General features: G+C 68.8%; 12 protein-coding genes. 9 read left to right on the plus strand and 3 right to left on the minus strand.

Annotation, left to right across the window (positions count from 1 at the left end; translation table 11 throughout):
* The gene (locus JNK84_RS01390; protein WP_293419639.1) at positions 1-1,437 is read right to left on the minus strand and encodes a hypothetical protein; all 1,437 of its coding nucleotides are present in this window, start codon (positions 1,435-1,437) and stop codon (positions 1-3) included.
* Positions 1,438-1,559: 122 nt separating this feature from the next.
* Here JNK84_RS01390 and JNK84_RS01395 point away from each other — a divergent pair, with 122 nt between their 5' ends.
* Positions 1,560-2,006, plus strand: a complete 447-nt coding sequence (locus JNK84_RS01395) for a MarR family winged helix-turn-helix transcriptional regulator (RefSeq protein WP_293419642.1) — start codon at positions 1,560-1,562, stop codon at positions 2,004-2,006.
* A gap of 85 nt (positions 2,007-2,091) precedes the next feature.
* A complete protein-coding gene (locus JNK84_RS01400; RefSeq protein WP_293419645.1) occupies positions 2,092-3,447 on the plus strand; it encodes an MATE family efflux transporter in 1,356 nt (451 codons plus the stop codon).
* A 48-nt stretch (positions 3,448-3,495) separates the two neighbouring features.
* On the opposite strand, the gene JNK84_RS01405 is transcribed toward JNK84_RS01400, so the two are convergent.
* A complete protein-coding gene (locus JNK84_RS01405) occupies positions 3,496-4,296 on the minus strand; it encodes an alpha/beta fold hydrolase (RefSeq protein ID WP_293419647.1) in 801 nt (266 codons plus the stop codon).
* Positions 4,297-4,318: 22 nt separating this feature from the next.
* Complete coding sequence (locus tag JNK84_RS01410; protein ID WP_293419650.1) at positions 4,319-4,801, minus strand: PaaI family thioesterase; 483 nt, start codon at positions 4,799-4,801, stop codon at positions 4,319-4,321.
* Positions 4,802-4,845: 44 nt separating this feature from the next.
* Here JNK84_RS01410 and JNK84_RS01415 point away from each other — a divergent pair, with 44 nt between their 5' ends.
* The 7 genes from JNK84_RS01415 to JNK84_RS01445 all read left to right on the plus strand — a co-directional run bounded on the left by JNK84_RS01415 (position 4,846) and on the right by JNK84_RS01445 (position 12,083).
* Complete coding sequence (locus JNK84_RS01415; protein WP_293419653.1) at positions 4,846-5,310, plus strand: MarR family winged helix-turn-helix transcriptional regulator; 465 nt, start codon at positions 4,846-4,848, stop codon at positions 5,308-5,310.
* A 54-nt stretch (positions 5,311-5,364) separates the two neighbouring features.
* Complete coding sequence (locus JNK84_RS01420; protein WP_293419656.1) at positions 5,365-5,751, plus strand: MAPEG family protein; 387 nt, start codon at positions 5,365-5,367, stop codon at positions 5,749-5,751.
* A 432-nt stretch (positions 5,752-6,183) separates the two neighbouring features.
* Complete coding sequence (gene pal / locus JNK84_RS01425) at positions 6,184-6,654, plus strand: peptidoglycan-associated lipoprotein Pal (protein ID WP_293419659.1); 471 nt, start codon at positions 6,184-6,186, stop codon at positions 6,652-6,654.
* A gap of 126 nt (positions 6,655-6,780) precedes the next feature.
* Positions 6,781-7,728, plus strand: a complete 948-nt coding sequence (gene ybgF, locus JNK84_RS01430) for a tol-pal system protein YbgF (RefSeq protein ID WP_293419662.1) — start codon at positions 6,781-6,783, stop codon at positions 7,726-7,728.
* Positions 7,715-8,752 carry a tRNA lysidine(34) synthetase TilS gene (gene tilS / locus JNK84_RS01435; protein WP_293419665.1) on the plus strand — a complete coding sequence of 346 codons (1,038 nt, stop codon included), beginning with the start codon at positions 7,715-7,717 and terminating at the stop codon, positions 8,750-8,752. Before ybgF ends, tilS begins: the two co-directional genes overlap by 14 nt.
* Positions 8,753-8,976: 224 nt before the next feature.
* Complete coding sequence (gene ftsH, locus JNK84_RS01440; RefSeq protein ID WP_293419668.1) at positions 8,977-10,896, plus strand: ATP-dependent zinc metalloprotease FtsH; 1,920 nt, start codon at positions 8,977-8,979, stop codon at positions 10,894-10,896.
* Positions 10,897-10,964: 68 nt separating this feature from the next.
* A complete protein-coding gene (locus JNK84_RS01445; RefSeq protein ID WP_293419671.1) occupies positions 10,965-12,083 on the plus strand; it encodes a mandelate racemase/muconate lactonizing enzyme family protein in 1,119 nt (372 codons plus the stop codon).
* Positions 12,084-12,235: the final 152 nt, after the last annotated feature.

Here is a 12,235-nt window from a genome sequence, read left to right on the forward strand (position 1 = left end):
TCAACGCGGGTCGAAGCGGTAGATCGGATCGCCGAGCACCGGCGAGGGCCAGATCAGACCGGCGCAGAGCCGGTCCAGCCGCATCAGCATGGCATGGCCGATGCGGCGCGCCTCGTCGGTCTGGCCAATGACGCCAAGCCCGTCGACGGCCTGCTGGTGCCGGCCGATGCGGTGCAGCAGGTCGGCAGCGATGGCCCGGTAGCTTGGGAAGACGTCGCGCTCGTTGCGGATGGCCTCGGCGGCGTTGCGCCAGCCGGCCCAGTCGAAATTGCGCGACAGGACGGCCGGCCTTGCCGGCGCCTCTCCGGCATTGCCGCTGGCGAAAGGCGCGAGAGCCGTGATGGCCACGGCGCGCTCGGCCGATTGCAGCGCCGTTTCGGTCGGCGGCGGCCCATGCAGGCGGAATGATTCAAGATGCCGGCGGGCGACATCCTCGCCGAGCACGGCCACCACACCTTCCATCATCCGCGCCTCGATCAGATCGGCGTCGCGTACGGGATCGAGCTTGCGGTCGCGGATTTCGGTCACGAGGGGCCTTGCGACATCCCGGCCGATGCGCAGCTCGCCGGTCTGGTTGATGATGGTGAGGATGGCGCGTGTCTGCGGGACCAGTCCGGCCAGCTCGAAGGTCGCATCGAGATCGCGCGCACCGGAGGGGACTGCCGCGTCCAAGGCGGCCGCCGCGATCTTGAGCTCGGCCGGCAGGTCCTCGAACCGGTAGGGACGCGGGCGCAAGTGGCGGAACCCGCGCCAGTAGGGCGCAAAGGCCTCGCGCAGCCTGTCGGCATTGGCCGGCGCCATCGGCGAGCGGCGCAGGGCCGCGAGCCAGGCGGCTGGCTCGCTGCGGACCGCCAGCAGTTCCAGCGCGAGGAACCAGAGGCCGCGGGCCTCGGCCTTCGCGGCGATCTCCGCGAGGCGGGTATCGTCCAGATCGATCAGCGACGCGGCGAGGCGGATCTGGAACTGGGCGATGGCGGAGCGGTCGGCTCCGGCGGTCGCGGCCCGTCGCGCCATCTCCCCGAACAGCCAGTCCGCCTGTCCGTCGAGGATCGTGGCGCGGAAGAAGGCGGGTCCGCCGGGCGGCGTGGACGCTCCCTCCTGCATGTCGTCCAGAAGAGCCATGCGTCGGTTCGGCGGTGCGAGGGCCAGCCGCAGGTCCTGAATGCGTTCGGGCGCGACGCGGCGCTGGCGCAGGTCCTCGACGAGGGCAGTGGCGCGTGCCTCCGACAGGTCGCCGTAGCGGATCAGCAGATAGGCCGCGTCGGTGCTGACATGGTCGCGCCAGAAGCGGCGCTCGGTCTTCGGATCGGTCAGCAGGAACGAGGCGGCCGAGACGATGTCCGGCACCAGCGCACAGTCCTGGACGGTCGCGGTCCGGGCCGGCATGGCCACGGCCAGCACTGCCATAACCAGCAAGGGGCGAAAACCGACGCGCATGTCATCGAGCCTGTCGAATGACCGTGGTGGCAGGCAGGTTACGGCGTCCGATGCGGCGACCGCAAGCAAGCCCTGAAGGGAGCGATCTTGCTAAAGGCTGCATATGCAGGTAAATGCGCCGCATGAGCGAGGCTGTCACCACCGTCCGCATTCCCGTCGCCTGCACCTGTTCGCGGGTACGCAAGGCCGCACGGCGGGTGTCGCAGATCTTCGATCAGGCGCTGGAGCCCTACGGCCTGACGATCAGCCAGTACGGCATCCTCGTGAGCCTGCGCCAGAATGACGGGGTCAGCATCGGCCAGCTCGCCGAGCGCATGGTCATGGACCCGACCTCGCTGACGCGCAGCCTGAAGCCACTGGAGCGGCAGGGCTTCATCAGTCTCACCACGGATCCGAACGATCGCCGGACGCGACGCCTGTCGTTAACGACGGCGGGCCTCACCGCGATGCGGGCGGCGAAGCCCGGCTGGGTCAAGGCGCAGACGGCCGTCGAGGCAGCGCTTGGCCTCGACGAGACGCTGGCGCTCAATGCGAGCCTCGACCGCGCCCTCGAACGGCTGGCGTCTTGACGATGGCTCGTTCCGCCCGCAGTCGGTCCGATTATCTGCATATGCAGCAAAACGCGCTGCGAGACTTGCCCGAAAGGCTCCGCCCATGACCGCCGCGGCCGCGATGCCCAATCCGATCCTGACGGCGCCGATCCTGCCGACCATCCTGCGGCTCTCGACGCCCAACATGATGGCGATGGTGGCCGGCGCGGCGGTCGCCATCGCCGAGACGGCCTATGTCGGGCTGCTCGGCACGCCGGCGCTGGCCGGCATGGCGCTGGTCTTTCCGATGATCATGCTGATGCAGATGATGTCGGCGGGTGCGATGGGGGGCGGCGTCTCCTCGGCGATCAGCCGCGCCATCGGCGCCGGAGACATCGACCGCGCCCGCTCGCTCGCCTTCCACACCGTGCTGATCAGCCTCGGTGGCGGCATCGGGGTTGGCGCGATCTTCCTGACGTTGGGACCGTCGATCTATCGGCTGCTGGGCGGGCAGGGCGCCTCGCTCGGGCAGGCGCTGATCTATTCCAACGTCGTCTTCGCCGGCGCGCTGGCGATCTGGCTGTGCAACCTGCTGGCTTCCGTCCTGCGCGGCATGGGCAATATGAGCGTGCCGTCGTCCGGGCTGCTCGCGGTCGCGGCGCTGCAGATCGTGGTCGGCGGCGGGCTCGGGCTCGGGCTCGGCCCGTTGCCGCGGCTCGGCATGGTCGGCGTCGGGCTCGGGCAGGTGGTCGCCTATGGCCTCGGTGCGGCACTGTTCTTCTGGTACCTGCGCTCCGGCCGCGCGCGCTTCGTGCTGCCGCTGGCCGGCGTGCGGCTGAACTGGAGCCACGCCGCCGATATCCTGCGCGTCGGCATGGTCGCCTGCCTTTCCTCGTTCCAGTCGGTGCTGACGGTGCTGATCCTGACGCGGCTGGTCGCCCGCTTCGGCGACGAGGCTCTGGCCGGCTACGGCATCGGCTCGCGGCTGGAATTCCTGCTGATCCCGATCACCTTCGCCATCGGCGTGTCGCTGGTGCCCATGGTCGGCATGGCGATCGGCGCGAACAATGCGGCCCGCGCCCGCCGCGCGGCCTGGACCGGCGGCGCGCTGGCCTTCCTCATCACCGGCTCGGTCGGCCTCGTCGGCTGGCTGCACCCGGAAGGCTGGGCGCGCCTGTTCACATCCGACCCGGCGGTGATCGCTGCGACGCGGTCCTATCTTGTCTGGGCGGGCCCGGCCTTCGGCTTCTACGGTCTCGGCCTCTGCCTCTATTTCGCGGCGCAGGGAGCCGGCCGTCTTGTCGGGCCTGTGCTTGCCGGCTCGCTGCGGCTTGTCGTCATCGCATTCGGCGGCTGGTGGCTGGTCGCCAGCGACCATCCGGCCTGGACCATGTTCGCGCTGGTTGGCGCGGCGATGGTCGCCTATGGCATCGGCACTGTCGTCGCGATCCGCGTCACGCCCTGGGGGCGCCGGGCCTGATCGGGATGCCGATCTCGGGTTCCGGCGGTCGCCCCTGTCGATCGTAGATCAAGCGTCTGCGACTGCCCGGATAATGTCCGCGACCGCCTGCGGATGACTGTCGAGCATGCCGTGATCGGCACCCTCGATCACCGAGGTCCGGCTATCGGGCAGCAGACGGGAAAGGGCCGCGATGATGGCCGGCGCGACCGGCGGGCTCTTCGAGCCATAAGCCAACGATACGGGGCAGCCGATGGCCCGCAGATCGCCGGCCGCGACGGATTCCGAGAACGATGACGAGACGTCCCTTGCATTGCGTGGGGCGGCGGACCGGAGATAGGCCCGAACCGGATCGGGAAGACGCGCGAAAGCGCCGGATCCCGACCAGAAATCGATCATCCGGCCGATAGCGTCAGGCTCTCCCGAGGCGACACGCGAGACGTATTCGGCAAAGAACCTGCTGGCGCCCCCCAGCACCGCCGCGTCCCCCTGCAATTCCAGGGCGCGGAAGAAGACCGGCTCGAAAACGGCGAGGCCCGCGAGCCGGCGAGGCTGTTTCGCGGCAACGTGCAACGAGACATTGCCGCCATAGGAATGGCCGGCGAGGAGTAGCGGCTCGTTCACCGTCTCAGCCAGCGCCGCGACCGCTTCCGCCATGGCGGCGGTGCTGCTCCGGTCGGGCGGCAGGGCGGACGATGCGCCATAGCCCGGCAGGTCGGGAACGAGAATGCGGTAGCCTTCGCCGATCTTGCCGAGAACGCGGTTCCATGCGCGCGCCTCGCCCGGCGAACCATGGACGAGCAGCAGCGGCCGTCCGCTGCCGGTCTCCGTGTAGTTCAGTTCCCCCCCGGCGAATGCGATCTTCGGCATCTGCAACTCTCCCTGTCGAAGCTCAACGCGCGCCGAGGATCATGATCGTGGATGTCCCGTGCGCGAGCACCTTGCCGGCGGCGTCCTTCACCTCGGCATGGGCCGACATGATCTGGCGGCCGGCGGCGACCACGCGCGCCTCCGCTCTCACGCGACCGGTGTCCCTGGTGATCGGCCGCGAGAAATTGCCCTTGGTCTCGACCGTCGTGTAGCCGGTTCCGGCCGGCAGCAGCGTATGCGCGGCGCAGGCGGTGACGCTGTCGATCAGGGTGAGCGCCCAGCCGCCGTGCACGCCGCCCATGGGATTGAGGAGATGCGGCCTGGGCTCGCCCTCGAAAGCGGCGAAGCCATCGCCAACCTCCGCCAGCCAGAACGACAGCGTTTCCGAGATCGGCGCCTGCGGCAGGCGGCCGTCGATGATCGCCTGCAGCACGGCCTTGCCGGCCATCGGCGCGACCTCGGCCGGGGAGGCGAGACCATAGCGGAGCGAGGCCGGTTCAAGCATGGATGACTCTTTATTTGTAGATACAAATATTGTAGATACATACAATGGCTGCCACGACCCGACAAGCCCGCAAATCGCTTCGCTCCGACGCCCGCGGGGCGATGACGTCCTGCGCCGGCTGGAACAGCCGTCTGGCGGCGCGGCGGATTACCGGATTTCTCGAAGACCGGATGATGACCTCACCCGTGGAACTCACGCAGTTCTGGCTGATGGCGCAGATCGCGGCGGCCGATGACGACAGCCTTGGCGCCCTGGCGATCCGGATGGGGCTCGACCAGTCGAGCCTGTCGCGCAATCTTCAGCTTCTGGAACGTGCCGGCCTCGTCGAGATCGCGCTGGTCGAGGGCGACCGGCGCCGGCGCATGGTGTGGCTGACCGAGAAGGGCGCGCGCGCGCTCGAGGAGGCGATGCCGGTCTGGCGCAAGGCGCATGAGGCCCTGATGGAGCGCGTGCCGCCCGATCTCGCCGCGGCTTTCGCCGATGTCGCAGGTTTGCTCGGCGGCGATTGAGCCGTCCGATCAGGAGAGCCGGGCGAGAGCCGGCGAGGAGAGGGAGACAGACGCATGTCCATGGATCTGAAGCTGCTGGTCTGGTCGGCCGCATTGACGTTTCTGCAGGTCGTCATCGCAGCGGGGCTCGCCAATATGCAGATCGGCCTGCCGGCGCTGGCGGGTAACCGCGAAGGGCTGCCGGCGCTGACGGGCATGGCCGGGCGGGCGAAGCGCGCCCATGCCAACATGCTGGAGAGCCTCGTTCTGTTCGCCGTGCTGGTGCTCGTCGCGCACGTCGCGGGCCGCGCCAATGCGACCACTGCGCTCGGCGCGCAGCTCTTCTTCTGGGCTCGCATCGCCTATGCGGGGCTCTATCTCGCGGGAATTCCGTGGGTCAGGACGGGTGCCTGGGCCGTATCGATTCTCGGCCTTGTGCTGATCTTCCTCCAGCTTCTCTGACAGTTGACGCGGACCGCCTGTGACATTCGCGCCACAGGCGGCAGCAACCTGACGGAGTACGTCAGCCTCCATCGACGCGCCACCCGGCTGCCACAGTCTCGTCACGCTGCCCGGCGATCCCGGACCCCCGTCGCGACGCCATCAGATCTGGCGGCGTGACCGGGCCGGCATTCCATTTACCGATGGTTGACCATCCCGGTGATTGGTCGGGCGGCGAGACGTTTACGCCTCACCGCCCGACCAATCGCCAATAACCAAACCAATTCAGGACGTTGCAGACCGAACCATTTGTCATCCAGCACGCATTCGTGAGCCGCATGGCGCGATTGCGAACCACTTCGGGAAGGATCGTTTAACCCACTTCCCCGTAGATGGACGGCAATGTTTCAGGTCAAGGAGACCATTATGCTGACCATGGCTCTGGGCCGCAAAATGAAGTTTGCTGCCATCATGGCTTTCGGCCTCGCGCTTGGCGCCTGTGCCCAGAACCCCACCAACCAGGCTGGCGCCGGCGGCGCTGGTGCCGCCACCCCCGGCAGCCCGCAGGATTTCGTCGTCAATGTCGGCGACCGCGTCTTCTTCGAGACCGATTCCTCGGAGCTGACCACGCAGGCCCGCGCCACGCTCGACAAGCAGTCGGTCTGGCTGAACCAGTACAACCGCTACGGCTTCACGGTCGAAGGCCATGCCGACGAGCGCGGCACCCGCGAGTACAACATCGCCCTCGGCGCCCGCCGCGCCCAGACGGTGCGGGACTATCTCGCCGCCCGCGGCATCTCGACCTCGCGCATCCGCACCATTTCCTACGGCAAGGAGCGTCCGGTCGCGGTCTGCGACGACATTTCCTGCTGGTCGCAGAATCGCCGGTCGGTGACCGTGCTGTCCGGCGGCGCGGGCTCCTGATCCACTCGATTGCAGCATGGATCAAGCGGCGCCCGGGAGGACCGGGCGCCGTTTTTGCTTGAAATGGGCCGAAATCTTGCCCAACTCCACCGCTGAATTTCCGATGCTGAGGGCTGAAGGGACGACATGATGATCGGCAGAACGATCAGGATCTGGCTGCGGATCGAGGTGGCGGCGATGATCGCCGCGGCGGGCATCCTGCTCGTTGCGTCGAACATGCCCTCGCGGGCGCAGTCGGCGGCCGAGTTCATGGACCGCATCCAGCGCATGGAAGCGCAGATCCGCTCGCTGAACGGCCAGCTCGAACAGTCGCAGTTCCGTGTGCGCCAGCTCGAGGAACAGCAGCGCCGCATGCAGGCGGATATCGAGTTTCGCCTCAACGAACTGGAAGGCGCGCGCGGCGGCGCGCGACCCGGGCAGCGCCCCCAGCCGCAGCAACAGCAGCCGCCGCAGCGTCGCAGCGATGCCTTCGACCCGAGCCAGCAGCAGACCGGGCCCGGCGCGCCGCGCGACCTCGGCGCGACGCCGCCCGGTGCCAATGCCGCTCCGCCGCGCTCGGCGGGGACCGCAGGACCTGGCGGGGCAGGGCCGCTCGACCTCGGCCAGTTGTCGGGGCAGGCGGCGGCCGATCCCTCGCTGGAGCCCGGCGTGCCGCGCACCGGTTCGACCGGCACGCAGCCGATCATCGCCGCCTCGCCACGCGACGAGTACAATGCCGCCATCGCCCTCCTGAACCGGCGCGACTACGAGCAGGCCGAGATCGCCCTGCGCGGCTTCCTGCAGAACCACCCGCGCGACCGCATGGTGGGCGATGCAACCCACCAGCTCGGCGAAGCCATGTACCAGCGCCGCCAGTACCGCGAGGCGGCGGAACAGTTCCTGAAGGTCTCCACCGACTATCCGCGCGCCGGCCGCGCGCCCTCGAGCCTGCTGCGCCTCGGTCAGTCGCTGAACGCCCTTGGCGAGCGTGAGGCGGCCTGCGCCGCCTATGCGGAGTTCAACCGCAAATATCCGAACGCCAACCAGCCGACCCGGACGGCGGTCGCCAGCGAGCAGCGTCGTGCAAGCTGCTGAGGTCGAGGCCGCGCCCTCCCTCTCCGACGTCGAGCTTTCGGACCTTCTCGACCGTTTCTCATCCTATCCGGCCCTGGTTCTCGCTGTGTCCGGCGGCCCGGACTCCTTCGGCATGCTGGCCGCCTTCGCGCGCTGGCGCGCGGGCGAGGGCCCGGCCCTTCATGTCGCGACCGTCGATCATGGGCTGAGGCCCGAGGCGGCAGACGAATGCGCGGCAGTCGTGGCCGCGGCGGAACGGCTCGGCATTGCCGTGGCGAAGCTCGACTGGCTGGGCGACAAGCCATCGGCCGGCTTGCAGGAGGCGGCCCGGCAGGCGCGCTATCGCCTGCTTGCCGACCATGCGCGGCGGGTCGGTGCGCCGGCCATCGTCGTGGCGCATACCCTGTCGGATCAGGCCGAGACCGTGCTGATGCGGCTTGCGCGCGGGTCCGGTCCGCTCGGGCTCAAGGGCATGGCGGCGACCAGCCGCCGCGAGGGTGTCGAGATCGCCCGGCCGTTCCTGTGGGTGACGGGCGCGCGCCTCGCCGCGACCGCCCGCGCGTCCGGGCTCGACCCCATCGCCGACCCGTCCAACGCCGATGATCGCTTTGCCCGCGTGCGCATGCGCCGCCTGATGGCCCTGCTCGAACCGGAAGGCCTGGACGCGGAGCGGCTCGCGGTGCTCGCGGGACGGATGCAGATGCTCGACGAGGCGCTCGCCCGGCAGGCCGAGCTGCTCGCGGATGCCTGCGCGCAGCCCTCCGTCGCGCCGGGGACGCGCGTGTTCGACGGCTCCGGCTGGCTGTCGGAGCCCTTCGCCGCCGTTCAGGCGCTGCTGGCGCGCGCCATTGCCGATACGGGCGACACTGTGATCGCCGAGCGGCTGGAGGCCCTCGAGGCGCTCACCGGCGCGGTGCTGATGGCGGTCGCCGGCGGATCGGCCCATCGCGAGACGCTGCGCGGCGCGGCCGTGCAGGTCACGGCGGGGGGGCGCGTCATCGTGGCGCGGGAGCCGGCGCGCCGGCCGCCGAGCCTCACCGGCTGAGGTTTTTGTCCGAATCCGGCCCGAAACCTGCGCCGGTGGCGGCGTGGCAGGCCTGCCATCGCGGAAACCAAACCGGCGGAAATACTAGTCCTTTGGTGGGCGGTTCTTGGCAAGGCGGTGCCCGACGCCTACATTGGGGCTCTACGGGTTATGCCGCATGACGCCCGATTTCGCGCGCCCTACCGGCGCCACGCGCGCGGCGATACCCTGGGGATGGACAAGCGATGAACTCCAATTTCCGGAACCTGGCCCTGTGGGTGATCATCGTCCTGCTGTTGCTGGCCTTGTTCACGCTGTTCCAGAGTCCGCAACAGCGGGCCGGCTCGTCCGATCTGCCGTTCTCGCAATTCCTCGCCGAGGCCGATGGCGGCCGCGTGCGCGACGTCACAATCCAGGGCCCTGAGCTCACCGGCCACTTCACCGATGGCCGCACCTTCCAGACCTACGCTCCGCCGTTCCCGGGCCTGACCCAGCGCCTCGTCGACAAGGGCGTGCAGGTGCAGGCGCGCGCGCCGGGCGAGCAGGTGCCGTGGTTCGTGGCGCTGCTGGCGCAATGGTTCCCGGTGCTGCTGCTCATCGGCCTGTGGATTTTCATGTCGCGCCAGATCCAGGGCGCCGGCGGCAAGGCCATGGGCTTCGGCAAATCCAAGGCGAAGCTTTTGACCGAGGCGCACGGCCGCGTCACCTTCGAGGACGTCGCCGGCATCGACGAGGCCAAGCAGGACCTGCAGGAGATCGTCGAGTTCCTCCGCGATCCCCAGAAGTTCCAGCGCCTCGGCGGACGCATTCCGCGCGGCGTGCTGCTGGTCGGCCCGCCCGGCACGGGTAAGACGCTGACCGCCAAGGCGGTCGCGGGCGAGGCCAACGTGCCCTTCTTCACCATTTCGGGTTCCGACTTCGTCGAGATGTTCGTCGGCGTCGGCGCGTCCCGCGTGCGCGACATGTTCGAGCAGGCGAAGAAGAACGCGCCCTGCATCATCTTCATCGACGAAATCGACGCGGTCGGCCGCCATCGCGGCGCCGGCCTCGGCGGTGGCAATGACGAGCGCGAGCAGACGCTGAACCAACTGCTCGTCGAGATGGACGGCTTCGAGCCGAACGAGGGCATCATCATCATCGCGGCCACCAACCGGCCCGACGTGCTCGACCCCGCGCTGCTGCGTCCCGGCCGTTTCGACCGGCAGATCGTGGTGCCGAACCCGGACGTGAACGGGCGCGAGAAGATCCTTCGCGTTCATGTCCGCAAGGTGCCGCTGGCTCCCGACGTCGACCTCAAGATCATCGCCCGCGGCACGCCCGGCTTCTCCGGCGCCGACCTGATGAACCTCGTCAACGAGGCGGCGCTGCTCGCGGCCCGGCGCGGCAAGCGCATGGTCACGATGAGCGACCTGGAGGACGCCAAGGACAAGGTCATGATGGGCGCCGAGCGCCGCTCCATGGCGATGTCCGAGGAGGAGAAGAAGCTGACCGCCTATCACGAGGCGGGCCATGCGGTCGTCGGCCTCAACGTGCCGGCCGGCCTTCCCGTTCACAAGGCGACGATCATCCCGCGCGGCCGTGCGCTGGGCATGGTGAAGTTCCTGCCCGAGGGCGACCGCTACTCGATGAAGTACAAGGAATACACTTCGCACCTTGCGGTCGCCATGGGCGGGCGCGTCGCCGAGGAGATCACCTTCGGCAAGGAGAACGTCACCTCCGGCGCGGTCGGCGATATCGATCAGGCGACCAAGATGGCGCGGGCCATGGTCACCCGCATGGGCTTCTCCGAGGAGCTCGGCATGGTCGCCTATGGCGACAACCAGGAAGAGGTCTTCCTCGGCATGTCGATGGGCCGCCAGCAGAGCATCTCCGAATCGACCGCCCAGAAGATCGACAAGGAAGTGAAGCGGCTGGTGCAGGAAGGCTACGAGGAGGCCAAGCGCATCCTCACCGAGAACCATGAGCAGTTCATCAAGGTGGCCGAGGCGCTGCTCGAATATGAGACGCTGTCGGGCGACGAGATCAAGGATCTCCTGGCCGGCAAGGCGCCGGTCCGCGATTCCGAACCGGACAAGGGTCAGACCCGCCATTCGGCCGTGCCGACCGCCGGCAAGGGCCGCCGGCCGGCCAATGACGATGGGCTGGAGCCGCAGCCGCAGGCCTGATGCGGCTTGCTTGAGAATGCGCGAAGGGCGGGCCACAGTGCCCGTCCTTTGTCGTTTCTGGCCCCGCCATGACCATCACGTCAGTCGAGCCCTTCATCCTGCACGTGCCCGTTACCGGCTCGTCCATCTCGGATTCGACCCATACGTTGTCGCATTGGGGTGTCGTCGGCTGCCGCATCCACACTGACGACGGGCGGGTCGGCACCGGTTTCACCGGCACCCATGCCCATCTCGCCGGCGACCGGCTGGTCACGGACTGCATCGCCACCTGCTATGCGGGCCTGCTGGTCGGCGAGGACGAGGCCGACGTCACGCGGCTCTGGCAGAAACTCGCGCGCCATCCGCCGGTGCAATGGATAGGGCGGGCCGGCGTCACGCATATCGCGCTCGGCGCCGTCGACATCGCCCTGTGGGATCTCAAGGCGCAGCAGGCGGGGCAGCCGCTCTGGAAACTGCTCGGCGGCGCGACCTCCGACAGGGTGACGGCCTACAACACCGATATTGGCTGGCTCTCCATTCCCGACGACGAGCTGATCGCCGGCTCACGGCGGGTGGTCGAGGAAGAGGGCTTCCGGGGCGTCAAGATCAAGGTCGGCTCGGCCGATATCGTGCGCGACCTGAAGCGCCTCGCGGCGGTGCGGCACGCCATCGGCCCGCATGTCACCATGGCCATCGACGCCAACGGCCGCTGGGATCTGCCGACGTGTTTGCGCTTCTGCCGCGGGGCCGAGGGTCTCGACATCCTCTGGTTCGAGGAGCCGCTCTGGTACGACGACGTGGCAGGGCATGTGCGGCTCGCCGCGCAGGGCGGCATTCCGGTCGCGCTGGGCGAGCAGCTCTATACGGCCGAGGCCTTCGCGGACTTCATCGCGCGCGGCGCGCTGCACTACGTCCAGCCTGACGTGACGCGCCTCGCCGGCGTCACCGAGTATATCCGCGTCGCGGAGGCGGCCCATGCCGCGCGCCTGCCGGTGGTCGCCCATGCCGGCGATATGAGCCAGGTCCATGCGCATCTCGCCTTCTGGCATCCGGCGACGACCATGCTGGAATATATCCCGTGGATCCGAACCTGTTTCGCCGAGCCGGTCACTGTGACTGACGGCGACGTGGTCCGTCCCGAGCAGCCCGGCGCGGGGACGGCGGTGACGCCGGAAGCCTTCGCGCGCTTCGCCAAATCGCTGTGCTGACGGGGGAAATCGGCGCTCCGGCCTTGCCCGGACGCTATCCGGGCGGCTAAGTCTTGGCGGTAAGACAGTTGCGCGCGCCGCATTGGCGCCACAAGCGGGGCCCATGGCGTGACGCCTGTTTCACATCCAGTGCTCACCTCCAGACCTCGCGC

It is taken from the genome of Phreatobacter sp. (assembly GCF_016793595.1).
In the GTDB taxonomy this organism is placed as follows: Bacteria; Pseudomonadota; Alphaproteobacteria; order Rhizobiales; family Phreatobacteraceae; genus Phreatobacter.